20 protein-coding genes are annotated in these 22,964 nt (G+C 61.6%); 8 read left to right on the forward strand and 12 right to left on the reverse strand.

What is annotated here, in order from left to right; all coding sequences use genetic code 11:
- Positions 1–88: 88 nt before the first annotated feature.
- Positions 89–781 (forward strand): aspartate/glutamate racemase family protein, encoded by a 693-nt coding sequence (locus ACU688_RS14005; RefSeq protein ID WP_448185206.1) that lies wholly within the window; start codon positions 89–91, stop codon positions 779–781.
- Here the strand turns inward: ACU688_RS14005 and ACU688_RS14010 are convergent.
- Positions 778–1,290 (reverse strand): GNAT family N-acetyltransferase, encoded by a 513-nt coding sequence (locus ACU688_RS14010; RefSeq protein ID WP_448185207.1) that lies wholly within the window; start codon positions 1,288–1,290, stop codon positions 778–780. The two genes, ACU688_RS14005 and ACU688_RS14010, sit on opposite strands and share 4 nt — an antisense overlap.
- 57 nt (positions 1,291–1,347) lie before the next feature.
- Here ACU688_RS14010 and ACU688_RS14015 point away from each other — a divergent pair, with 57 nt between their 5' ends.
- On the forward strand, positions 1,348–3,054 hold the full coding sequence (locus ACU688_RS14015; RefSeq protein ID WP_448185208.1) for an alpha/beta fold hydrolase: 1,707 nt from the start codon (positions 1,348–1,350) through the stop codon (positions 3,052–3,054).
- Positions 3,055–3,076: 22 nt separating this feature from the next.
- Here the strand turns inward: ACU688_RS14015 and ACU688_RS14020 are convergent, their stop codons facing one another.
- Both ACU688_RS14020 and ACU688_RS14025 read right to left on the reverse strand, forming a co-directional pair.
- Complete coding sequence (locus ACU688_RS14020; RefSeq protein WP_448185209.1) at positions 3,077–4,216, reverse strand: glycerate kinase; 1,140 nt, start codon at positions 4,214–4,216, stop codon at positions 3,077–3,079.
- Positions 4,217–4,313: 97 nt separating this feature from the next.
- The gene (locus ACU688_RS14025; protein ID WP_448185210.1) at positions 4,314–5,414 is read right to left on the reverse strand and encodes a sugar diacid recognition domain-containing protein; all 1,101 of its coding nucleotides are present in this window, start codon (positions 5,412–5,414) and stop codon (positions 4,314–4,316) included.
- Between the two features lie 158 nt (positions 5,415–5,572).
- Here ACU688_RS14025 and ACU688_RS14030 point away from each other — a divergent pair, with 158 nt between their 5' ends.
- Complete coding sequence (locus tag ACU688_RS14030; RefSeq protein ID WP_448185211.1) at positions 5,573–6,883, forward strand: MFS transporter; 1,311 nt, start codon at positions 5,573–5,575, stop codon at positions 6,881–6,883.
- 104 nt (positions 6,884–6,987) lie between these two features.
- On the opposite strand, the gene ACU688_RS14035 is transcribed toward ACU688_RS14030, so the two are convergent.
- Complete coding sequence (locus ACU688_RS14035; protein ID WP_448185212.1) at positions 6,988–7,692, reverse strand: SDR family oxidoreductase; 705 nt, start codon at positions 7,690–7,692, stop codon at positions 6,988–6,990.
- Positions 7,693–7,792: 100 nt separating this feature from the next.
- Here ACU688_RS14035 and ACU688_RS14040 point away from each other — a divergent pair, with 100 nt between their 5' ends.
- The 3 genes from ACU688_RS14040 to rarD all read left to right on the forward strand — a co-directional run bounded on the left by ACU688_RS14040 (position 7,793) and on the right by rarD (position 10,921).
- Positions 7,793–8,695 (forward strand): LysR family transcriptional regulator, encoded by a 903-nt coding sequence (locus tag ACU688_RS14040; RefSeq protein ID WP_448185213.1) that lies wholly within the window; start codon positions 7,793–7,795, stop codon positions 8,693–8,695.
- A gap of 81 nt (positions 8,696–8,776) precedes the next feature.
- The gene (locus ACU688_RS14045; RefSeq protein WP_448185214.1) at positions 8,777–9,787 is read left to right on the forward strand and encodes an aldo/keto reductase; all 1,011 of its coding nucleotides are present in this window, start codon (positions 8,777–8,779) and stop codon (positions 9,785–9,787) included.
- 252 nt (positions 9,788–10,039) lie between these two features.
- On the forward strand, positions 10,040–10,921 hold the full coding sequence (rarD, locus tag ACU688_RS14050; RefSeq protein WP_257780708.1) for an EamA family transporter RarD: 882 nt from the start codon (positions 10,040–10,042) through the stop codon (positions 10,919–10,921).
- A 40-nt stretch (positions 10,922–10,961) separates the two neighbouring features.
- Here the strand turns inward: rarD and ACU688_RS14055 are convergent, their stop codons facing one another.
- From ACU688_RS14055 to ACU688_RS14065, 3 genes are all read right to left on the reverse strand, one after another.
- A complete protein-coding gene (locus tag ACU688_RS14055; protein ID WP_448185215.1) occupies positions 10,962–12,164 on the reverse strand; it encodes a dermonecrotic toxin domain-containing protein in 1,203 nt (400 codons plus the stop codon).
- A 145-nt stretch (positions 12,165–12,309) separates the two neighbouring features.
- Positions 12,310–13,386 (reverse strand): 4-hydroxyphenylpyruvate dioxygenase, encoded by a 1,077-nt coding sequence (gene hppD / locus ACU688_RS14060; RefSeq protein WP_448185216.1) that lies wholly within the window; start codon positions 13,384–13,386, stop codon positions 12,310–12,312.
- A gap of 245 nt (positions 13,387–13,631) precedes the next feature.
- Positions 13,632–14,555, reverse strand: a complete 924-nt coding sequence (locus tag ACU688_RS14065) for a DMT family transporter (protein WP_448185217.1) — start codon at positions 14,553–14,555, stop codon at positions 13,632–13,634.
- A gap of 77 nt (positions 14,556–14,632) precedes the next feature.
- Here ACU688_RS14065 and ACU688_RS14070 point away from each other — a divergent pair, with 77 nt between their 5' ends.
- On the forward strand, positions 14,633–15,511 hold the full coding sequence (locus tag ACU688_RS14070; RefSeq protein ID WP_448185218.1) for a LysR family transcriptional regulator: 879 nt from the start codon (positions 14,633–14,635) through the stop codon (positions 15,509–15,511).
- Here ACU688_RS14070 and ACU688_RS14075 read toward each other — a convergent pair.
- Genes ACU688_RS14075 through ACU688_RS14095 form a run of 5 tightly spaced genes read right to left on the reverse strand, consistent with a single transcriptional unit; the run spans position 15,493 to position 21,116 of the window.
- On the reverse strand, positions 15,493–16,173 hold the full coding sequence (locus ACU688_RS14075; RefSeq protein WP_448185219.1) for a fimbrial biogenesis chaperone: 681 nt from the start codon (positions 16,171–16,173) through the stop codon (positions 15,493–15,495). The genes ACU688_RS14070 and ACU688_RS14075 overlap by 19 nt on opposite strands.
- Before the next feature lie 11 nt (positions 16,174–16,184).
- The gene (locus tag ACU688_RS14080; protein ID WP_448185220.1) at positions 16,185–17,183 is read right to left on the reverse strand and encodes a fimbrial protein; all 999 of its coding nucleotides are present in this window, start codon (positions 17,181–17,183) and stop codon (positions 16,185–16,187) included.
- Positions 17,180–19,777 (reverse strand): fimbria/pilus outer membrane usher protein, encoded by a 2,598-nt coding sequence (locus ACU688_RS14085; RefSeq protein WP_448185221.1) that lies wholly within the window; start codon positions 19,775–19,777, stop codon positions 17,180–17,182. The genes ACU688_RS14080 and ACU688_RS14085 overlap by 4 nt, the downstream gene beginning before the upstream one ends.
- A 1-nt stretch (position 19,778) precedes the next feature.
- Positions 19,779–20,543: a fimbrial biogenesis chaperone gene (locus ACU688_RS14090; RefSeq protein WP_448185222.1), complete on the reverse strand. Its 765-nt coding sequence runs from the start codon at positions 20,541–20,543 to the stop codon at positions 19,779–19,781.
- 30 nt (positions 20,544–20,573) lie between these two features.
- Positions 20,574–21,116, reverse strand: a complete 543-nt coding sequence (locus ACU688_RS14095; protein WP_448185223.1) for a fimbrial protein — start codon at positions 21,114–21,116, stop codon at positions 20,574–20,576.
- A 174-nt stretch (positions 21,117–21,290) separates the two neighbouring features.
- Here ACU688_RS14095 and ACU688_RS14100 point away from each other — a divergent pair, with 174 nt between their 5' ends.
- Positions 21,291–22,832, forward strand: coding sequence for an EAL domain-containing protein (locus ACU688_RS14100; RefSeq protein WP_448185224.1), 1,542 nt, complete (start codon positions 21,291–21,293; stop codon positions 22,830–22,832).
- Positions 22,833–22,964: the final 132 nt, after the last annotated feature.

Consider the following 22,964-nt stretch of genomic DNA (forward strand, 5'->3'; position numbering starts at 1 on the left):
CTGCTCCGGTGATTTGGCGGGCAACTGCGTATGACTATTCGGCGGCCGATGGGTAAGGTGATGCGACTTTCCTTGTAAGGAGCATCGCATGCGCACCATCGGCCTGATCGGCGGCATGAGCTGGGAATCCAGCGCCGAGTATTACCGCATCATCAACCAGCGCGTACGCGACCAACTCGGCCCGCTGCGCTCGGCGCAACTGTTGATGTACAGCGTGGACTTCGGCCCGGTGGAGCAAGCCCAGCACGCCGGGCGCTGGGACGACACCGCGCTGATCCTCGAAGACGCCGCGCGTCGCCTGCAAGCCGGTGGTGCCGATTGCGTGGTGCTGTGTACCAACACCATGCACCTGGTGGCGCCACGTATCGAGGCGGCGGTGTCGATTCCGTTCCTGCACATTGCCGATGCCGCTGGGTTGGCCGCAGTGGAAGCCGGTACGTTGACGGTCGGCCTGCTGGGCACCGCGTTCACCATGGAGCAGGACTTTCTCAAATCGCGTCTGGCTGCGCACGGGTTGACCGTGTTGGTGCCTGAGGCGGACGAGCGCCAGGCTGTGCACCGGATCATTTACGAGGAATTGTGTGTCGGCGTGATCAGCGACGCGTCGCGCCAGGTCTACCAACGGGTGATCGAGGCCCTGGCCGCGCGTGGCGCCCAGGCGATCATTCTCGGTTGTACGGAAATCGGCCTGCTGATCAAACCGGAGCACAGCGACCTGCCGCTGTTGGACACCACCGAGCTGCATGCGCAGGCTGCGGTGGCGTTTGCGTTGCAGGACTAAGCCGATTGGCGCAGGCGCGCCATGCTCACGGTATCGACGAACACGCCGTCGCGCAGGGCATAATCGCGCATGCGGCCTTCAACCTCGAAACCGAACTTGCGGTACAGCTGCTGCGCGGCTTCGTTATCGGCGTACACCGTCAGTTCGACGCGGCGCAGGTTCATCCAGTTGTCGGCCACGTCCAGCGCGGCCGCCAACAGCCGCGAGCCCACCCCCTTGCCCTGCCAGGCCGGCGCCACGCCCATGCCGAACGAGCCGACATGGCTGCGACGCACGCGCAGCAACTGTTCCAGGCCCAGTTGGCCGATCACCTCGCCGCCATGCACCGCTACCAGCTGTAGGCGCCGCTCGTTGTCCAGCTCCAGTTTATTGCGCCACGCCTGCACCGACTGGAAAGGCATTTGCAGCACCTGTCGGCACACCGCCGGTTCGTTATAGAGCGCGGCGACGCCCTCAAGGTGGACCTCGGTAAAGCGCTGGATGACGATATGGGGTTCAGGCGTGTGCATGGTGTTTCATCCTTTGAAAGACACGTGGCCGACCAGTGTAGAGGCCATGACGGCTCCATGGAAAGTCGCGTTTTCGCGTGCAAGGTAGCGACCGCTTCCTACATTCCTGGCAAGGATCGCTTTGCAATACTCGGGGCTTTACCGAATCCGCACAGGAATGGCTATAACGTGATCAAACAACGGTTATTGGCGGGCTGCATCGGTGTTATCGGGTTGTTGGCGGCAGGCGCATGTGCGACGAAACAGCAACCGGAGCCGGGTATCAGATGGCTGGCCTCGTGTGCAGGCATTCCCACTGCTGCACTGGACCCCACGGTGCTCGCCCGAACGCAGTGCGGCATCGTCACAGTACCGCTGGATCATTCAAACCCATCACTTGGCACCATCAGCCTGGACATCACGCGTGTTGCCGCCGAGCAACCAGATAAGCGTGAGGGTGCAGTATTTACCAACCCCAGTGGGCCAGGCACCAACGGCAGCGATGTGTTCACGGTGTATCTGGCAGGCCTCTGGAAGCGCTACGGAGAAAGGCCCGAAGGTGAACCCTATCGACATCTCACCCGTACCTATGACGTCATTGGCCTCACACCTCGCGGCCAAGGCAGTGCGTCGGACTCGCAATTGGTGTGTGTATCGGACGAAGTGATCGTCGCGCAAAACGACATCACCGAGGACCGTTCCGTGGCCAATGTCAAAGCCCTGCAACACAACGCGCAAGTAGTGGCGCGAGGCTGTGCCGGCCAACGATTGGCACCCTACATCAATACCGAACAGACCGCGCGCGACATGGAGTTCGTTCGCGTCCTGCTCAAGGAACCCAACCTCAATTATTTTGGCAACTCATACGGCACATGGCTGGGCGCCTGGTACGCCGGGCTGTTTCCGAGTCAGGTGGGCCGCATGGTCATGGACTCAAGCGTGGATTGGACGTCTACATTCCAAAACGCCAGTTTGAATGGCGCCCCGGAGAAAGAACGGATTTTTTTCCGGTTTGTTGCCGAGAAAGCGGCCAGCAACCCGTCGGTTTACCTGATGGGCGATGACCCGAAAGCCGTGCACGGTGTTTTCCTGCGCCTATTACCCGAGGTCAGGGCTGCTTTACGTTCTGATAGCCTGTTTTACAGTTCCACTGAACACCTGATGGCCGCACGCATACTGAGTGACTGGTTACGTGATGCGCCGCAGTTGGACGACACAGTGCTGGCAAAGAAAGCACAAGCGCATCGGTTCAGCCCGGACGCGCAGGTGGATGGCGCGGCGCGGCAGGCATTTACCAGCCTGCTCGACGCCACCCGTCGCCCTATGCCGTGGAACGGCTTTGCGCTCGGCACCCTGAAACTGACACCGGCTGAATCTGTACGCAGTACGGTGTTGTGCAACGACTCGGCAGCCTCAGACGAAGCGTTCTGGACAGGCAAGGAAAACTTCTATGCGACCCACTACCCAATCGGCGGCAGTTTTTTTGCTGCACGGCATTGTGCGGGTTGGGATGGGCGACAAAAAACCGGTGTTCCCCTTGAACGCATGGCACAAGTGGACAGCATCGTCATGGTACAGGCCGAGTATGACGACCAAACCCCCAGTACCGGCGCCCTCCGTGCATTTGACAGCTTGCCGAACACACACATGGTTTTGCTCAAGGGCGCCCACCAGCATGGTGTGTCGTTTGCGGATCGAAGCGCTTGCGTGAACCAATATGTCGGCCAGTACTTGGCTTATGGCCGCAAACCCGAACGTTTTTCAGCGTGCGACGTATCAAACTGAGCCGACACGCTGGTGGCCGGGATCAGCCCCGCACAGCCACCCGCCACACCCGCGCAATATCCGCCGCACGCTCGCGCAACAACCGCGGCGCCTCGCTGCACGCCTGTTCCAGGCTCATCGGGCCACTCGGCAGGGCGAACGCCGCCTCTACACCATGGGCGTACATCTGTTCGTAGCCTTCGCCAAGGGTCCCGGCGATGACGATCACCGGGACGTTATGCCGTTGGGCGATGCGTGCCACGCCGAACGGCGTTTTGCCACGCAGGGTCTGGGCGTCGAAACGGCCTTCGCCGGTAATCACCAGGTCGGCGCCTTGTACGGCGGCATCCAGGCCAACCAGTTCAGCGACGACTTCGACGCCGGCGCGAAACTGCGCACCGAGGAACGCTTTGGCCGCAAACCCTAAGCCACCGGCCGCGCCGCTGCCGGGCTCGTCGCGTACGTCGTTGCCCAGGGCGCGGGCGCAATGGTCGGCGAAGTGGCCGAGGGCAGCGTCCAGTTGTTGGACTTGTGCGGGATTCGCGCCTTTTTGCGGGCCGAAGATGGCCGAGGCGCCGTGCGGGCCACAGAGCGGGTTGTTGACGTCTGCGGCGATTTCAAAGCGTACGTCTGCCAGGCGCAGGTCCAAGCGTGCAAGATCAATCCGGGCCAGGCGCGACAGGGCCAGGCCGCCGGGTGGCAAGGCGTGTTCCTCGGCGTCGAACAGCTGCACGCCAAGTGCCTGCATCGCACCGGCGCCACCGTCGTTGGTGGCGCTGCCGCCAATCGCCAGGATGATGCGCTGGGCGCCGAGGTCGAGGGCGGCGCGGATCAGTTCGCCGGTGCCAAACGTGGTGCTGGAACAGGCGTCGCGCTGCCCAGGCGGAACCAGTTGCAGGCCGCTGGCTTCAGCCATCTCGATGATTGCCGTGTGGCTGTCGGCCAGCCAGCCCCAATGGGCTTCAACCGTGCCGCCCAGCGGGCCTTGCACGGTCTGGCTGCGCAACTCGCCGTTGCACGCTGCGAGTACCGACTCAACCGTGCCTTCACCACCGTCCGCCATCGGGCATTGCACCAACAGCGCATCCGGCCAGATCTCGGCCAAGCCTGCCGCGATAGCTTGGGCCACGCCTTCTGCACTCAGGCTGTCCTTGAACGAGTCGGGGGCGATGATGATTTTCATGGGCTTTCTCCGGTTTTTATAACGCCCATGCTGCCAGTTGGCAGCGCCAATGACGCCGGTCAGATGCACAAGTACGCTTGGGCTTTGTTGTTCATTTCTACAAAGCCTGGGGCAAGAGTTGCACGCCGAGATACAGGGCGAGCATGCCATCGAGGGTCAACGGATCGACGCCGCTGAGCTCGGCGATACGCTCCATGCGATAGCGCAGGCTGTTGCGGTGGATGCCCAAGGCGTCGGCGCAGGCCTGGCTTTGCCCGTCGTGTTCGCACCAGCTGCGCAGGGTCGCCTGCAATTGGCCGTTGCTGTCCTTGGCCAGCACTTTGCGCAGGGGGTTGAGCAACTCGTCCAGGGCGTCATCGTTGCGATGGCGCCAGAGCATCACCGGTAGGCGAAAGCGATTGAGGGTGAGCAGGCGTGAGTGCGGCAGCACATCGCGACCGTAGGCCAGCAAGTCGCCGACACGCCGGTAGCAACGGCGCAGGCCGGCGAGGCCATCGGCCTGCCCGCCCACGGCGACGCGCAGGATGTTCCAGCCTGCGCCTTCGAGCTTTTCCAGCAACCTTGGGTTGTCCACCTGCGCCGCCGCAGGCCGGCACCAGAGCAGGGAAAACTGCGCCGAGCTGACGCACCAGCTGTCCGGGTAACGCGAGGTCAGCCAGGCACTCAAGGCTTCTGCCGATTGGCCCGGGCCCAGCTCAAACAGGTACGGCGTGCGCGCCAGCTGTGGCTTGAGCCCCAGCTGTTGGGCTTCGTCCACCAGGCGCGGAGAGTCGCCGGTTTCGGCCAGGAGCAATGCCAGCAGGTCATCGCAACGCTGGCGCCGCCACTGTTGTTCGACTTGCTGGTGACGGTGGCTGACGAGCATTTCAGCGGTCATGCGCACCAGTTCGGCGTAGGTGCGCAGCCCTTCCGGCTCGCCAGTAATGCCCAGTACGCCGATCAGGCGTTGATCGTGCAGCAGCGGCAGGTTGATGCCCGGTTGCACGCCCTTGAGGTGCTTGGCGGTCTGGCCGTCGATCTCCACCACGCGCCCATTGGCCAGCACCAGTTGCGCGCCCTCGTGGCGGGTGTTGATGCGCTCCGGCTCGCCGCTGCCGAGAATCAGCCCCTGACTGTCCATGACATTGACGTTATAGGGCAGGATGGCCATGGTGCGATCGACAATATCCTGCGCCAAGTCATGATCGAGCTCGAACATGGGGCTAACTTCCTGAAAGGTGGTTGTTCACAGGCACAGCGCAAAGGGATCTTCGCTGTGCGCAGGCACAAAGACAGTGCCCCGTCACGTCACCGAGACTGTTTGGGCGATCAACGTTAACCTCGCATCGCAAAAAATCATAATAAAGAGAGACTGCCATGTCACAGAGCGCCACTGCCGCACTGGCCACCGATGACGATAAAAACGCCATCTACAAGCGCATCACCCTGCGCCTGATCCCCTTCATCTTCATCTGCTATCTATTCAATTACCTCGACCGGGTAAACGTTGGCTTTGCCAAGTTGCAGATGCTCGATGCCTTGAAGTTCAGCGAAACCGTGTACGGCCTGGGCGCCGGGATCTTCTTTATCGGCTACGTGCTGTGCGGCGTGCCGAGCAACCTGGCGCTGACCAGGTTCGGCCCACGGCGCTGGATTGCGCTGATGATGATCGTGTGGGGGACGTTGTCCACGTGCCTGCTGTTCGTCACCACGCCGACGCACTTCTACACCCTGCGCCTGTTTACCGGTGCCGCCGAAGCGGGCTTCTTCCCCGGTGTGGTGCTGTACCTCTCGCAGTGGTTCCCCACCTTCCGCCGTGGGCGGATCATGGCGCTGTTCATGTCGGCGATCCCGGTGTCTGGCTTGCTGGGCAGCCCGTTCTCCGGCTGGATCCTCAACCACTTCGCCGCCGGCCAAGGTGGCCTCGCGGGCTGGCAGTGGATGTTCCTGCTGCAAGGCGTGCCCACCGTCATCCTTGGCGCCCTCGCCTACTTCCTGCTCAGCGACAGCTTCGCCAACGCCAAATGGCTCAAGCCCCACGAGCGTGCCGTGCTGGAAGCCGACCAGGCGACCGACCTGGCCAACAAACCGAAAACCACCACCGATTCGCTTGCCGAAGTGTTCAAGAACCCGGCGATCTGGGCGTTCGGCTTGATCTACTTCTGCATCCAGAGCGGCGTGTACGCGATCAATTTCTGGCTGCCGTCGATCATCAAGAACCTGGGCTTCAGCGATAACCTGGTGATCGGCTGGCTGAGTGCGATCCCGTATCTGCTGGCGGCGGTGTTCATGTTGCTGGTGGGCCGCTCGGCTGACTTGCGCAAAGAGCGGCGCTGGCACTTGGTGGTGCCGATGCTGATGGGCGCCGTGGGCTTGTTGATTGCGGTGAATTTCGCCACCACGCCGGCCATTGCCATCCTGGGCCTGACCATCGCGACGATGGGCGCCCTCACCGGCTTGCCGATGTTCTGGCCGGTACCGACTGCGATGCTTAGCGCAGGTGCGGCGGCCGGTGGGTTGGCGTTGATCAACTCGATGGGGCAGATGGCTGGGTTCCTCAGCCCGTATATCGTCGGGTTTGTGAAGGATGCCACGGGGTCTACGGATATTGCGTTGTACCTGTTGGCAGCGGTGATTGTGGCTGGCAGTGTGCTCGCGCTCCGAATGACCCGCACCCTCAAGGCCTGATGCGGTCCATGTGGGAGCTGGCTTGCCTGCGATGGCGGTGGTGAATCCAACACCGCTATCGCAGGCAAGCCAGCTCCCACACAAGCCACCTTCCACAGGTTTATTTACAGCAGGCCGCCGCCGTCGATGTCGATGACGGCGCCGGTCATAAAGCCATTCTCCATGGCCAGCACATAGCCTGCCGCCACTTCCTCCGCCTGCCCTACCCGCCCAACCGGCAGCGCGCCGCCCGCCTTGGCGAACATCGCCAGCCGCTGTTCCTCCGCCAACCCCGCATACGCCGGCGTATCGATCACCCCCGGGCTGATCACATTGACCCGACGCGGCGCCAACTCCTTGGCCAATTGCTTGCCCAGCGCTTCGGTCGCCGCGTTGATGCCGACCTTGATGAACTGCCCCGGCACGAACTTGCGGCCCAGTTGCCCGGAGGTCAGGCTGATGCTGCCGTGTGCGTCGAGGTAAGGCAACGCCAGTTGGATCACCCGCAGCGCGCCCCAGAGTTTCACGTTGAAGTTGTCCTGAGCTTCGTCCAGGTCGGTCTCGGCCAGGGTTTTTGCGCGCACGCTCGGGCCCGAGGTGTAGATCAGATGATCAAAGCGCCCGACGCTGTCGAACAGGCGTTGCAGCGAGGCGGCGTCGGTGACGTCCACCGGTTCGCTGCGCAGGCCGTTTTCCACGCCTGAGACCAAGCGCCGCCCGGCCAAAACCACCTCTGCACCCTGGGCCGCAGCGGCCTTGGCCACGGCGGCGCCAATGCCGCTGCTGCCGCCGATGATGATGACGGTTTTGCCGTTGAGGGAAGAAGTCATGGAGAAATGTCCTGGTTGAAAAGTGAGCGTTCATCTTCCCAGCTTGGTAATCGGCGAAAAATCCCGGTAAAACGACAAGATCTTTAAAGGATTTTTACAAGTGAGCTCAATTCTCGACCTTGAAGTCTTCGTGCGCACCGCAGATACCGGCAGCTTGTCTGCCGCCGCCCGTGGGCTTGGCCTCACCCCGGCGGCGGCGAGCATTGCCTTGAAGCGCCTGGAAACCCGCTTGGGCATGCGCCTGTTGGCCCGTTCCACCCGCAGCATGCGCCTGACCGAAGAAGGCCGGCGCTACCTCGACAGCGTGCGCGTGGCGTTGGCGACCTTGGCCGAAGGTGAATTGGCGCTCAAGCAACAAAGCCAGGGCTTGAGCGGCTTGCTGCAACTGGCGGCGCCGTCGGATTTTGGGCGCAATGTGCTGCTGGGCTGGCTGGATGCGTTCAAGGCCGAGCACCCGAATATCCGCCTGCAATTGCTGCTCAATGACAGCAACGCCGACCTGTTCCGCGAAACGGTGGACATCGCCCTGCGCTTTGGTGTGCCCCAGGACTCCAGCCTGGTGGCGCTGCCCATCGCCACCGAACACTGCCGCGTCGCCTGTGCCAGCCCCGCTTACCTGGCGCGCCACGGAACGCCGCTTGAGCCCATGGACCTGGCCCGGCACAGCGCGCTGCGCTACATGCGCCAGGGCCAGGTGAGCAAGACCTGGCGTTTTCAGCGGGGCACGCAGTTGCAGGAGGTCGAGGTCAGCGGGGATTTTCTCAGCGACGACGGTGAGGTCGTGCGCCGCTGGGCCCTGGCCGGCCACGGCATTGCCTACAAGGCGCGGCTGGATGTGGTGGGCGATATCGCCGCTGGCCGGCTGGTGCCGTTGTTCGCGGACTGGCAAGGGGAACCGGCGCCCTTCAACCTGATGTGCCCCCATCGCCTGCAAGTGTCGGAACGTGTGAAAGTGTTGCAGCGGTTTTTACAGGACCGTTGCCAGGCCTTGCTGAGTACATGAAGAAACGCGTGCAGGGCTTGTTCCAGAGCGTTCGAGTCTGGTATTGCATGGCTCACGTTTCACGACCAGGAGGAGTTATCCATGATTTACCGCACGTTGGGCCAGTCCGGGTTGAAGGTCAGTGCCTTGACCCTGGGCACCATGATGTTTGGCGAACAGACCAGCACCGAGGACTCGCTGCGCATCATCGACAAGGCCTGGGACCAGGGCATCAATTTTATCGACACGGCGGACGTCTACACCGCTGGGCGCTCCGAGGAACTGGTGGGCGAAGCCATTGCCCGCCATCGGCAGGATTGGGTGGTGGCGTCCAAAGTCGGCTTTGGCCCGGCGGATGGCATGCCCAACCGCAGTGGCCTGAGCCGCAAACGTATTTTCAATGCGTTGGAAGCCAGCCTCACCCGTCTCGACACCGACTACCTGGACATCTACTACCTGCACCGCGAAGACCACGACACGCCGCTGGAAGTGACGGTGTCGGCGATTGGCGACCTGATCCGGCAGGGCAAGATCCGCTATTGGGGGCTGTCCAACTACCGTGGCTGGCGCATCGCCGAAGTGATTCGCGTGGCCGAGCGCCTGGGCGTGGACAAGCCGGTGATCAGCCAACCGTTGTACAACATCGTCAACCGTCAGGCCGAGGTCGAGCAGATCACGGCGGCGGCAGCCTATGGTTTGGGCGTGGTGCCTTACAGCCCGTTGGCCAGGGGCGTGCTCAGTGGCAAATATGCGCCGGATGTCACGCCTGAGGCCGGCAGCCGCGCCGCGCGCCAGGACAAACGCATCCTCGAAACCGAATGGCGCGTGGAGTCACTGCGCATTGCCCAGCAGATCCAGCAGTACACCCAAGGGCGCGGCGTGGGGATTGTCGAGTTTGCGATTGCCTGGGTGCTGAACAATGCGGCAGTGAGTTCGGCGATTGTCGGGCCGCGTACCGAGGCGCAGTGGGATGCCTACACCGGTGCGCTGGATGTGCAGATCACGGCTGAGGATGAAGCCTTCATTGATACGCTGGTCACGCCGGGGCATTCGTCTACACCGGGCTTCAATGATGTCAGCCATTTCGTTTCGGGCCGAATTGCCCGCCCATGACCTGATCCACTGTGGCTATGGAGCTTGTTGTGGCGAGGGAGCTTGCTCCCGCTGGGCTGCGTAGCGGCCCCAAGACTTTGGGAGCGCTGCGCACTCCAGCGGGAGCAAGCTCCCTCGCCACAAGATGCATGCACTTACCGTGCATGAGCGAGAAATTTTCCTGAAAAGCGCCCCAAAACAGCGCAACCCTCTCACGCCAAAAGCTCCATAATCCTCGCCTCTCTTGTATCAATTGGTTTTCGCGAGGACTGCGTGTCTAAAGGTGTGGTGTTATCGGTTTTGGCCTCGGTGTTGTTTGCCGTGATGTATTACTTCACGTCACTGCTGACGCCGTTGAGCGGCCTGGAAATTTTCGGCTGGCGCATGCTGCTGACCGTGCCGTGCATGACGGTGTTCATGGTTGTCAGCGGCGAATGGCGACGGGTGTGGGAACTCCTGCGGGTGCTGGCGGCCAAGCCGAAGCTGATCGCGGGCGTGCTGGTTTCTTCCGCGTTGCTGGGCGTGCAATTGTGGTTGTTCATGTGGGCACCGCTCAACGGTCGCAGCCTGGATGTGTCGGTGGGTTACTTCCTGTTGCCGTTGACCATGGTGCTGACCGGCCGCCTGGTCTGGGGTGAGCGACTGTCGCGCCTGCAACAGCTAGCGGTGTTTTTTGCGGGCCTTGGGGTGCTGAACGAGTTGTACCAGGCCGGCGGTTTTTCCTGGGCGACGCTGGTGGTGATCATCGGTTACCCGGTTTACTTCGTGGTGCGCAAGTACCTCAAGACTGACCACCTGGGCGGGCTCTGGCTGGATATGGCACTGATGCTGCCGGTGGCGTGGTGGTTCGTGCAAAGCGGCGAGCAGGGTTTTGCCGTGCTGGACGCCCAGCCCAAGTTGTACGCGTTGATTCCGACGCTGGGTGTCATCAGTGCGTCGGCGCTGGTGAGCTACATCATTGCCAGTCGTTTGTTGGCGTTCAGCCTGTTCGGGCTGCTCAGCTACGTTGAGCCGGTGTTGTTGCTGGGCGTAGCGCTGCTGCTAGGCGAAGGCATCAAGGCGGGCGAGTGGCTGACCTATATCCCGATCTGGCTGGCGGTGATGGTGCTGGTGTACGAAGGGTTCAAGCATCTGGTGCGTCAGCGCAGGACATGATTGGAGTTGAAACGGGGTGTCCGTACCCCTTTTTGCAGGCTTAAACAGTCACTTTGGTATCGGTATCAGGGGCAGGCGGACCATATTTTTCCAGGATGCCTGCAAGTGTGTTGAGTTTGTCCCTGACAGCACCGTACCGGGGTATCCGGCTTTGGATTTCACCGCCGACCTTTTCAAGCCACTTGCCCATCGCGTCCTTGCGAACGCCCAAAAGCTTGCCAAGTCGGTTGCCATGGTTCAGTTGCAGTAACGTGCCCTTGACGGGGTTCTTGACGATTTCTTCAATTGAGTAGGCAACGTCTGAGGGCACGCCGAACGCAATCAACGCAGTTCCGATCCCTTCCCCGGGGTTTCGCAGTTGCCTGATGAACTCGTGAAACATCCCGGCCCTATCATTGGCCCCAACATTGTCCATCGTTTGAGCGTGGATTTCGCGCGCCCACTGTTTTTCCGTCATCGGCACTAGCGGCTTATAGCTGTTCAACCCGTTCCGTACAAAATACCGCGTGTTTTCGCCGCGCGCGCCCTCCAGATTTCCGTAAGAATCGTAGCTGTAGGTCACCTTCGTCCCATCCTGCAGGTACCCTTTATAGATGGGATGGCCGTTCCTATCGAACGCATCGAAAGACGTGTTGCTCAAGCCCCAGACGGGTGCAGGCGGCTCGGTGACGTCTTTATTCAAGCGGGTGAAAATATCGCCTTTTTCATAGCCGTAGCTGCCGACCACTGCGTTTACATCGTTGTCAGCAAACTGAGTCAGTGTCGTCTTGACCTGTTCTCTGTTCTGCGGCGCGAAATGGGCTGCAAATTTGTCCTGTTTCTCGGGATCATGGGCTTGCTCCTTGACCCAGGCGGTCATCTCTTCACGCGTTTTGAATTCGTGAAAGGATGGCCCTGGTTCCTCAGGGACATACAGCAAGAAATTCGTGCCTTCGGCGCTGGGTGGTACTCGCTGGATCACCGCGATATCTTTCGCCTGAAAACCGTCCACCGCAAACGTGGAAACCTGCATGCCAGGCGTGCCTTGGGCATCGCGGGTTAATGACCCTTGCGCCAGTGCTTTGCCTTTGGCACTCAATGTGCCATCCCGAAATTCCGACTGGCTCTTTTCAATGAATGTTTTGCGCGCGTTGTTGGCGGCCTGCCATCCCTCGGTAAACGCGATATCTCGCTTTGGGCGGATTGGCTCACTGTGCACGTGCGGTCCGAACGAAGAGGCGGGTGCGGAGGTAATTGTGGTCATAGCGAAGTTCTCTTGTCAGCGGGGCAGGTTAATTCCTGCTGCCCTGCCGTCTCTGTGAACCGCAACCGCGCGAACGTTCCATGCCAGAAAGCAGAAAGCCCGGTAGAGGGTGTCCTCTACCGGGCTTTTTCAGCGTTGAAAACGGTCAGTCAGCCGTCAACACACCACGACGCACTTGGTCACGCTCGATGGACTCGAACAGCGCCTTGAAGTTGCCCTCGCCAAACCCATCGTCGCCCTTGCGCTGGATGAATTCGAAGAACACCGGGCCCATCAGGGTTTCCGAGAAGATCTGCAACAGCAGGCGCTTGTCGCCTTCGATGGACGAACCGTCCAGCAAGATCCCGCGTGCCTGCAACTGGTCAACCGGCTCGCCGTGGTTCGGCAGGCGGCCTTCGAGCATTTCGTAGTAGGTGTCTGGCGGCGCGGTCATGAAGCGCATGCCGATTTTCTTCAGCGCGTCCCAGGTCTTGACCAGGTCTTCGGTGAGGAATGCCACGTGCTGGATGCCCTCGCCGTTGAACTGCATCAGGAACTCTTCGATCTGCCCGGCGCCCTTGGAGGACTCTTCGTTCAGCGGGATACGGATCATGCCGTCCGGGGCGCTCATGGCCTTGGAGGTCAGGCCGGTGTATTCGCCCTTGATGTCGAAGTAGCGCGCTTCGCGGAAGTTGAACAGTTTTTCGTAGAAGTTGGCCCAGTAGGCCATGCGCCCGCGATACACGTTGTGGGTCAGGTGGTCGATAACCTTGAGGCCCGCGCCTTTTGGGTTGCGGTCCACGCCTTCGATGAATACAAAGTCGATGTCGTAGATCGAGCTGCCTTCGCCAAAACGGTCGATCAGGTACAGCGGCGCGCCGCCGATGCCCTTGATGGCGGGCAGGTTCAGTTCCATCGGCCCGGTTTCGATATGGATCGGCTGGGCGCCCAGTTCAAGCGCGCGGTTGTAGGCCTGTTGCGAGTCCTTGACGCGGAACGCCATGCCGCACACCGACGGGCCATGCTCGGCCGCAAAGTAGGAGGCGATGCTGTTGGGTTCGTTGTTCAGGATGAGGTTGATCTCGCCCTGGCGGAACAGGTGGACGTTCTTGGAGCGGTGGGTCGCGACCTTGGTGAAGCCCATGATCTCGAAGATCGGCTCCAGGGTGCCCGGCGTCGGCGAGGCGAACTCGATGAATTCAAAGCCCATCAGGCCCATTGGGTTTTCGTATAGATCTGCCATGGTGGCACCTCATCATTCTTGTAATAAACACAGGGTTAATTGCGAGCAAGGATGAGGTCGGAAGGTGGCGCACAGGACAGGCCTCGCACGCTGCGGGCGAGGAAGTCACCAAAGATGAGGGGGGAGCCCAGTAGCTTCATGGTTGCATCAGTCTCTGACGGCCGAGGCTTGCGTGAGCGCAAGTCCATATTCTTGTATGCGTAAATCGATTCTACACAGCGTAACCGGATTTGTCCGTACTCTTATCAAATCCCCATCGGCCTGGCCTGCGCAAGGGGTTTGTTGCACAGGAAGATACCCAGCAGGATCACCGCCCCGCCGCCAAGCATCGGCCAGGTCAGCGGTTCGCCCAGCAGCAACGCACCGCAAACCACAGCGGTCAGCGGGTTAAGCGCGATGAACACGCCGGCGCGGGTGGCACCGATGCGACGCAGGCCATCGTAGTAACCGATATACGCCAGAGCCGAGCCAAGCACCCCGAGGTACAGCAGGCTGAACACCTGGGGCGAATGAATTGCACTGAGCCCTTCTACGGTCAAGCGCCCGGTGACCAGCGTGGTGGTTACCAGCATGGCTGTGCCCAACAGAATCGACCACGTCACCGTCTGCAACGGGCCCAGGCTGTGGTTCAGCCCGCGTGAACACACCGAGTACGCGCCCCAACCCAGCACACAGCCGAAAATCAACAGGTCACCGCGCAAGGCGTGCGCGCTGCCTTGCAGCAACTGTGGGTTGCGACTGACGATCACGGTCGCCGCACCGCCCAGGCACAGGGCAATGCCGAGCCATTTGGCCCGGCTGAAACGCTCCTTGAACAACAGCCACGACGCCAGCCCGATCACCGCCGGGTTCAACGCGACAATCAGCGACGCCCGCGACGCATTGATGGACTGCAGGCCATAAAAGAAGCACAGGTTGTAGACATAGATCCCGCAGAAACCCAGCAACGCCAACCGCAGCAGCTGCGCCGGGCTTGGGCACACCAGTGGAATGCGCGCAAAAGCCATGAACAGCAACAACGCCAGGCTGGCCGCGACAAAGCGCAGGCTGGCCGCCAGCAGCGGATCGACACTCGCTGCCAGGTAACGACCGGCGACAAAGGTGCCGCCCCAGATCATCGTCACGGTCGCGAGTTTCCAATAGGTGCGGTGGTCTGCGGAGAAATTCATCAATCAATGCTCGGGTAATAGAAGGACTGACGTATTCTTCGGCTAATACTCAATCATCGTAAAATGAGTGATTACTCATGACCCTGACCCAACTTGAAATTTTCTCCCTGGTGGCCGAACTGCAAGGTTTTACCAGCGCAGCCCACCGCCTGGGCATCGGCCAATCAGCGGTGTCCCACGCCATCAAGGCACTGGAACAGGAATGGGGCGTGGAATTATTCCGCCGTCACCAATCCCAGGTCGAACTCAGTGACATCGGCCAGCAACTGCTGCTGCGCGCACGCGCCATACTCGGCCTGGCCAACACCCTGCAACAGGAGGCTGCCGACGCCCGTGGGATGAAACGCGGCACGCTGCGCATCGGCTCGTTCGGGCCCACGTCGTCCAATCGGTTGCTGCCACCTGTCCTGGCGCGCTTTCGCCTGGCGTATCCAGGGATCGAGGTGCATATCGACGAAGGCCCGGATCGCCAGGTGATGCAATGGCTGGACGAGCGGCGCATCGACGTCGGGTTTGTGGTGCTGGAACAGGAACGTTTCGACACGTTTGCCCTGTTCGAAGACCAGTTGGTGGCGCTGCTGCCTGCCGATCATCCGCTGGCATCTCGCCCGGCCATCACCCTGGAGGCGTTGTGCGACGACCCTTTTATCCTGACCGAGGCCGGCTCGGCGGAACTGGTGACGCGGGTGTTCAGTAGCGCGCGGTTGGTGCCGAAAGTGCGCTTTCGCTGCGCTCAGTTGTTAAGCACCCTTGAAGCGGTGAGCCGAGGCGACGGTGTGAGCCTGGTGGCCGAGGGTTCGTTGCCTCAAGTGGCGGCCCCACGCTACGTGGCGCGCCCTCTCGCCCCCGCCATCGCGCGCCCCATCGGCCTGGCGGTACTGGACCGGCGCCAGGCATCACCCGCGACCTTGGCCTTTATCGAATTGGCGCAGGATGTTCACAGCCGCTGCTCGTAATCGCGCGTAATGCCGTGGTCGTCTAGCAGGCTGAAACGCACGGTGGCCTGGCCCGTGGGTGTATCCCAAGCGGCATCGAGCGGTACAGCCTGCGTGGCATAAGGCGCGACCATGGGAGGCGTGTCGCTGCGATATTCGTGGCCGTCGACGCTCAGCGCCACGAGCGACAGCGTGACGTGGTAAGCACTCGGGTTGTGCACTTCCAGGCGTGAGGGATTGAGGCGCCAGCGCAAGCTGGGCTGATCGCCTTCGGGCCGTTGAGTCGTGCGCAGGAACACTTTGATGCGGGTGCGAAACGCCCATTGCAGGGCGTTGCCGGTTTGCGCTGCGGGCGAGGGCCGGATGCTCAACACATTGAGCCAATACACGGTTTCCGTCGCCAGTGCCGGCGGCGGTTGCACGGCAATGCGCAACGCGTGGCCCTTGCCGGGGTCGATCCGCAGCATCGGCGGCGTCACGGTGAACGGCACGTCGCTGTATTCCGGTGGCACTTGGGCATCCCCCGCATCGATCCAGGCCTGGACCAGGCGCGGACTGTCGGCCAGATTGGTCAAGGTGATGCTCACGTTGCGCTCGCTGGCCAGGTAGATGAGCCGGGTGCGGTCGAGCACGATGTCGGCCCCGGCGCTGCGGGCGACCAGGCAGGCCAGTAATCCGAGCATGCCGAGGCGGCTCACCGGTAACTCATCGTGAACGTCGCCAGGCCGTTGGCCGTCCCTGGGCGGATGAATGCTTCGGTCTGGATGTAGCGCGCGGTCAGTGGGATCTGGAACACGCCGTTGTCCGTGCTGCCGGCCAGCCATGGGTTGGGGTCGCCGTAGCTCAGCAATCGGCTGTTGTGGAGCAATTGCAAGGCCACCCCCGAAGCCGTCGAGCCCGCAGCCAGGGATAGGCGATCGCTGCGGTTCGCGGGGTTGCTCTGGTCTGTCAGGGTCACGCTGACGTCCAACGCCGCACCGGTGCCGCCACTGCAGTCCAGGCTGATGGTTTCCGTTGTGCTGCCGGCCACACTGCCAAGTCCGTCGAACTGGCGGATCGAGACTTCACCCAGGTGCATCGCCAGCGACGGTGTGGAGACCCTGCAGGTAGGTTGGCGCGGCGGCCCGATGCGGGCGTTGGCGATCTGAATGTCATGCATGCGATCGGACGTATAGACATTCAGGGACGCCAGCGTCTGGCCAGGCATAAGCCCGCCTTGGATATTGCCGGTGACGAAGAAAAACAGCCGCCCTCTTACGCCCCAGCTGGCAATACCTGGGTTTTCCCTGGAACGCAGGGTGGTTTGGCCACCCACGCCCAAATAGTCCCCACCATCCCGATCCTGCGCGACCATGCCGATCCCGACGCCCGTCACGCCGCTCTGGTACACCGGCATCCGCCAGTCCAGCGCGTTGAGCCAGTAGCCGATAAAGGGGCGGTTGCGGGTGAACGTCATGTACGACCAGTAATCGATCACGACGTTGGGATCGTAGGTGCAACGCATGGCGTCGGGAACATCAAAGGGATAGCCGTTGGGATCGCCCAACACTTCGCCCATTTGTGGGTTGGCGGGGACCTCGATAGGCGCAATCGACAACACGGTCGGCGCCCCCGGGTCACAGGTGGCAAACGCGCAGGCATCGCCGGCGATACTCAGACTCATCGCGGCGAACAGGCAGCGGCGCCGACTCATCGCGTCGTTACCCCGGGCACATCAGCACCCTGGACACACTCGGCGACCAGCACATCGGCACTGATCTGGCGTTGTGTCGACGTCGGTGTTGGCAGGCGATACGCGATGAAACAGCGATCTGCGGCCGCTTTTCCCCACACCACCGCCAGCGTGCCGCGCTCGGCAATCCCCCTGACAAATGCCTTGCTGGCCTGGCCGATCACGCCCACTTCACGGCCTTGCTCATCGAGGACTTGCGCGGCGAACGGCAGCGGTTTGCCGTTGGTTTGCTGCGCCCTAATAACCACTGCCCGCCCGCTGAGCGTCTCGAATGTGAGCCGCGTCACCGCGCCCGCAGTCGGCACCACGCGCTGTACCGACTCCTTGAGCTCCACATCCACGGCCATGCCTCGGGGGTCGATAGCGATGCTATTGCCATGGAACGCCCTGAGGGACGGCACCACACCGAAGCCGCGACGGTCGATGCGTACACCGCCGGCGCCGCCAAGCCTTGCACCTTGTGCATCGGGTGCCTGCACCAATGCAGAGGCTTCACCCATCCTCGGCCCCCAGGTGATGCCGTCGGCATGGGCAATCACGCCGCCTTCGGCACTGAACGAGAGTTGCGTGCCGTTCCGCGCCTGGGCATACCCACCGCGCAACTGTCCTACTCCCGTTCGCACAGTGGCGTAGGCATTGGCGATATTGAACGTTTCGCCCTCGGCACGGCTGCGGGTGCCGGACAGGCCGTAACTGGCCTCGCCGAACTCCCCCAGTAACCCCGAGATCCCTAACTGTTGCTGGCTGCCTCGGCGGTCGCCTCTGTCGCGGGACAATGTGGTGTTGATCGAGGGTGCATGAAGGCTACCGCCCAGGGGCATGGACAGCGTCAACATCAGGCGATTGTCCAAACGGCCACGCTGGCCGACGGAGCCGAAAAACACCTCGTCGCTGGACTCGCGGTCGGTCAATGCAAGGCGCGTGTCCTCAATCCTTGCGCGCTGGGCGGAAAGGTTCCATGACACGCCGCGCCACTGCGAACCGTAGCTGAGGGTGAACGAGGTCTGGCGCCCATCCTGCCTGCGCCAGAAATCCACCGAACTGCCATACAGGCTCAGGGTGCCCTGCCCCAATTCCTGGCTGATGGTGAGGTCCATACGGCTTTTTTGCCGGGCAAAGTCTTGGCTGCCCCGAGCATCACGGGCGCGTTCGCGAAGGTTCAGGGCATCGTTCAGGCCCAGGTAACCGCGCGTGGAATAACGGTACATGGCGAGAGTGAGGTGGGTACCACTGGCCGGCAGCGAATGGCTGTAGCCAATGCCCACGCTTCGGCCCGCCAGGTTCGGCTGCCTTGGCAAGCGGGTGTGCGACTGGCTGCCATCCAGGGAAAACGCGCCGAACGGTGTGCCCAGGGCAACCCCCAATTTTGTCAAGTGATGCCCCTCGGTAAACGAGCCGCCCCCGTACAACGTCAGGTAATTGCTCACACCCTGGGCCAACGACGCCTGGAATACCCGAGGGCTGCTATCCGTCTGGCCGTATTGGCGAACCTGCCCCAGGTTGAGGTTGAACGAGTGGGTATCCACCCGCAGCAACTGCGGGGCCACTGACCAGGGCACGATAAAGCTGCTGCGCCGCCCGTCTGCTTGCACCACGTTTACCGTCAGGTCACCGCCATAACCGGTGGCATACAGGTCGCCGATCACGAACGGTCCTGGCGCCACCGTGGTTTCATACACGATAAAGCCGTTCTGGCGGATGGTCACCGTGGCGATGCTTTCGGCGATCCCGTGGACCTGGGGTGCATAACCTTGCAGTGACTGCGCCCGCATGCGCTCATCCGTCGCCAAACTGAGACCGCGCAAGCGCACACCCTCCAGGACCTTCCCGCCGCTGAAGCTGTCGCCCAAGGTCAGCTGCGCTTGCCAGGGGGCGATGCTGCGCTGCAAGTAAGTCGCGGTGTGTTGATAGCGTTGCAGGCCCGTGCGTGAATTCCACGCCTGCGCACCCTGGTGACGCAAACGCCAACTGCCCAGGTTGATACCGCTGGTGAGTCCCAGATAGCGTCGGTCTGCGCCCTCGCCCGAGGTGCGCGTCGAGGCGCTGAACGTATAGTTGAGCAAGCCGGCGTCAATCCCATCGTCCCAATAGGCCGGGTCAACATACCCCCGGGCGCGGCGTTTGAGGCTGGCTTGGGGAATGCTGACGGACCACTCAAGCGCGCCGGCATCGATGCTGCTGGTCGCCAACGGCAGCCATTGCTCAAGGCTTGTGCAGGGCTGTTGCAGTGCAGGCGATGTGATGGAGGGCCGGCCCGGATCGACGCCCAGCAACGCCAGCAGCTCGAGGTCAACGCAAGGCTGGGCGTCGTTGGCAGCATCGCGGGCAACGAATTCGAGCGTGCGCCGCCCTTGACGCTGGCCGTTGACGACGATGTCCACGCGATGAATGCCAGGGCTCATAAGGTTATGGGTATTGAACCGGGAGATATCGACATTGGGCGCGACTTGACTGCTGAAGGCTTGCAAGTCAAAGGTCAGGGACGGCGCGCTGACGGTATCTGACGAGGTCAGCACTGCGCCGACCACACCACAGAACAGCCCTTGCCTGTTCATGTCAGAAGCGCAGCGCGGCACGCTGCGGCGTAGAAAAGGCGCCGTAATCATTGATGTACTTGAACTGCACCTGGGCATCGGCAGGAATCACCATGGGAGAAGCCTGACGCACGGCCAGTGTCAAACTGTCTCCGGGCGCGACCATTCCCGTTTCGCCGGCCAGCAATGTGGCGCCGGTACGGGAGCCCATCGCCAACGCGACTTCGTGAAAGGTCACGTGATACGCCGAGGGGTTGTCCACCCGCAATAGCGCGCCCTGCGGGCCGCGTTGCAGGCTCCAGCGCAATTGAGGAATAGCGTCGTCTAGCTTGCCCGGCAGTTGGGCCGGGCGAAAAAACACCTTGGTACGGATGCGGAAGGCGAAGCGCAGGTAGTTGCGCTCGCCCTCTGCCGCCGTACCGACATCATGCGGCTTGGGCGGGACCTCCAGGACGTTGAGCCAGAACAACGATTCGCGATCACCCGGCAGCGGCTCCCGGGTGTAGGCCAGGCGGATCACCTGCCCCTTGCCGGCATCGATGCGAAACACCGGCGGCGCCAGACTGAAGGGCACGTCACTGAGCTCAGGCGCCCGACCGCGATCCAGCCAGGCTTGTACCAGCCTGGGTGACTTGGGATCCTCGTTGCTGACCTGAATGCTGATTTCCCGGGACTTCTCAGGGTAGATGTGGCGTGTGCCACTGATGATCACTCCGCCGAAAGCCGGTAACGAAACCCACAGCACCAGCGCAATCAGGCCTGCCTCTACCCCTCTGCCAGCAATCATCGACAGGCCCTCCCGCTAACGGTGGCTCAATCAGGGAAATGTCACGGAATACTGGACACTGGTTTGCACCGGGCCAGGGGTCGCCGCCCCGTTGACCGCTATGTATTGAGCGGCGAATGGCAGCGTCGCAACGCCGCTGACCAAGGTGGCTACCGTGGAACTCGTCCCCAAGCCCAGGTGAATCTCCTTGTTTGCCAACAGGTCGACGATCTGTACTTCGACATTGGTAGCACCCGCTGCGGCGAGGTTGATCAGGTTGCCTGAAACCCGATTGACCGCCGGGCTGGAACTCTCAAACAGCACCGCCGCCGAACCTGCCGTACAGCTGGCATCCCCGATCTGGATGAAGAACGGCTTGCTGGCAGCGACCTGCCCGCTGGCCGCCAACGCCGACGTCTGGACTTTATCCAACGCGATAGAAAAATCTTTGCCAGGCCCCGGCGCTCCACCTGCCCCACCACTGATGACGCAGGTCGTGCCGGTGATTTCACCGGTAATGGTGATGGTGCCATCTGCCGCAAAAGTGGAACTGGCCAGTGCAACCAGTAGTGTCGCGAACCCGATGCTTTTCATGACTTGACCGTCCCTAAAGCAAAACCGACGGTTCGATGTTAGGTAACTATTCTGACGGTGCCTACTGACCGAACGGCTAGGTAGCGCAAGCTAATTTCGGCCCGGCCAACTATCATCGAATCAAGCTGATTTGCCCTCCGGCGTTTTTTCATACTGCAACAGGCCGTGCCCCCAATGCCCCTGACTCTGAACGGCCCGCGTAACCGCGCCAGTCGCTACCTGATCACCTCCCTCAGTGCCGTGTTGCCGATCGCCTTGGGCATGGTGATCCTGTACTGGCAAGCCGAACGCAGCCTCGAACAAAGCACCGCGCAAACCGCCCATGAAGCCGTGCGCCAATTCGACCTGATGCTCGACAACACCGCCCTCGCCGCCCAAGCCCTGCTGCCACTGGCGGGCCAGCCGTGTGACAGTGCTGCGCAACTGGCACTGCGCGAGCAGGTCACACGCCGGCCATTTGTGCGCGCAACCACCTTGTCCTGGCAGAAGAACATCTATTGCAGCTCGCTGTTTGGTGATGCTTACGCGTCGAAGGTCAACCCGGAGGACTACGTGGATGGCCGCCTGTGGCTGATGAATGGCAACCCGGTCACGCCCGATACCGCATTGCTGGTCTATCGGCTGGTCGAGGGCGATCAAGCGGCGTTTGCCTCGATTGATGGCTATCACTTGACCAACGCCTTGCGCCTGATCAGCCGCTACGCGCAGTTGGTCTTGCAAGTCGGCCCGCATTGGCTGGGGGCCGATGGCAAGGTGCGAGACACTGCCGTCCCGCAGTTTGCCGTAGCCCATCAACACTTGGCATCGACGCGCTATGACTACAGCGTGGAAGCCGGTATGCCGGCAGGCGAAGTGTGGCGTTACATGGAGGCCCGATATCCGGGTTTCTTCAGCCTGTTGGTGTTCTTCGGCATTTTGGCCGGCCTTCTCGCGCATTGGCTGCAAAAACGCTCTTCGGCGCCGACCCATGAGCTGCAACGGGCATTGGCCGCGAACGAGTTCATTCCCTATTACCAACCGGTCGTGCGTGGGGATACCCGCGAATGGGCGGGCTGCGAAGTGTTGATGCGCTGGCAACATCCGAAAGAAGGCCTCGTACGCCCGGATTTGTTTATTCCCCTGGCCGAGCATTCAGGCCTGATCGTCCCCATGACGCGCGCGTTGCTGCGCCAGACCGCCGTACAACTGGCGCCCCATGCCGGGCGCTTCTGCCCGGGGTTCCACATCGGCGTGAACATCACCGCGCGCCATTGCCAGGACTTGGAGCTGGTGCAAGATTGCCGTGAGTTTCTCGCCGCCTTCACGCCTGGCCAGGTCACGCTGGTGTTGGAATTGACCGAACGCGAATTGATCACGCCGACCGATATCACCCGCCAACTGTTCGATGCCTTGCACCAATTAGGGGTGTTGATCGCCATTGATGACTTCGGCACTGGCCATTCAAGCTTGGGTTACTTGCGCAACTTCAATGTCGATTACTTGAAAATCGATCAAAGTTTTGTCGCGATGATCGGCGTGGACGCACTCTCGCGGCATATTCTCGACAGCATCATAGAATTGTCCGGCAAGCTCGACCTAGGCATTGTTGCCGAGGGCGTGGAAACTGCGGAGCAGTGCGAGTACCTGGCGGCACAAGGCGTGGATTTCCTACAGGGCTATCTGTTCGGCCGGCCGTTACCCTGCGATGAGTTCACTGAGTCCCTGGCGCGCCATTGAATAGCCACGGACTAACATCATGAAATAATCTTATTTAGACAAAGACGTTATTTACTCCCGGCGGATTAACTACTACAATTTTTTCTGCCGGTGCAAAACGCGCAGAAAGGCCTCTTTTTTGAGCCGCCTTAA

The sequence above is a fragment of the Pseudomonas acericola (SeqCode) genome (genome assembly GCF_053456465.1).

Excerpts from the sequence above, each read along its gene's own strand:
- ACU688_RS14005 (WP_448185206.1), top strand. The coding sequence starts at position 89 with ATGCGCACCATCGGCCTGATCGGCGGCATGAGCTGGGAATCCAGCGCC.
- ACU688_RS14010 (WP_448185207.1), bottom strand. The coding sequence starts at position 1,290 with ATGCACACGCCTGAACCCCATATCGTCATCCAGCGCTTTACCGAGGTC.
- ACU688_RS14015 (WP_448185208.1), top strand. The coding sequence starts at position 1,348 with ATGGAAAGTCGCGTTTTCGCGTGCAAGGTAGCGACCGCTTCCTACATT.
- ACU688_RS14020 (WP_448185209.1), bottom strand. The coding sequence starts at position 4,216 with ATGAAAATCATCATCGCCCCCGACTCGTTCAAGGACAGCCTGAGTGCA.
- ACU688_RS14025 (WP_448185210.1), bottom strand. The coding sequence starts at position 5,414 with ATGTTCGAGCTCGATCATGACTTGGCGCAGGATATTGTCGATCGCACC.
- ACU688_RS14030 (WP_448185211.1), top strand. The coding sequence starts at position 5,573 with ATGTCACAGAGCGCCACTGCCGCACTGGCCACCGATGACGATAAAAAC.
- ACU688_RS14035 (WP_448185212.1), bottom strand. The coding sequence starts at position 7,692 with ATGACTTCTTCCCTCAACGGCAAAACCGTCATCATCATCGGCGGCAGC.
- ACU688_RS14045 (WP_448185214.1), top strand. The coding sequence starts at position 8,777 with ATGATTTACCGCACGTTGGGCCAGTCCGGGTTGAAGGTCAGTGCCTTG.
- ACU688_RS14055 (WP_448185215.1), bottom strand. The coding sequence starts at position 12,164 with ATGACCACAATTACCTCCGCACCCGCCTCTTCGTTCGGACCGCACGTG.
- hppD (WP_448185216.1), bottom strand. The coding sequence starts at position 13,386 with ATGGCAGATCTATACGAAAACCCAATGGGCCTGATGGGCTTTGAATTC.
- ACU688_RS14065 (WP_448185217.1), bottom strand. The coding sequence starts at position 14,555 with ATGAATTTCTCCGCAGACCACCGCACCTATTGGAAACTCGCGACCGTG.
- ACU688_RS14070 (WP_448185218.1), top strand. The coding sequence starts at position 14,633 with ATGACCCTGACCCAACTTGAAATTTTCTCCCTGGTGGCCGAACTGCAA.
- ACU688_RS14075 (WP_448185219.1), bottom strand. The coding sequence starts at position 16,173 with ATGCTCGGATTACTGGCCTGCCTGGTCGCCCGCAGCGCCGGGGCCGAC.
- ACU688_RS14080 (WP_448185220.1), bottom strand. The coding sequence starts at position 17,183 with ATGAGTCGGCGCCGCTGCCTGTTCGCCGCGATGAGTCTGAGTATCGCC.
- ACU688_RS14085 (WP_448185221.1), bottom strand. The coding sequence starts at position 19,777 with ATGAACAGGCAAGGGCTGTTCTGTGGTGTGGTCGGCGCAGTGCTGACC.
- ACU688_RS14090 (WP_448185222.1), bottom strand. The coding sequence starts at position 20,543 with ATGATTGCTGGCAGAGGGGTAGAGGCAGGCCTGATTGCGCTGGTGCTG.
- ACU688_RS14095 (WP_448185223.1), bottom strand. The coding sequence starts at position 21,116 with ATGAAAAGCATCGGGTTCGCGACACTACTGGTTGCACTGGCCAGTTCC.
- ACU688_RS14100 (WP_448185224.1), top strand. The coding sequence starts at position 21,291 with ATGCCCCTGACTCTGAACGGCCCGCGTAACCGCGCCAGTCGCTACCTG.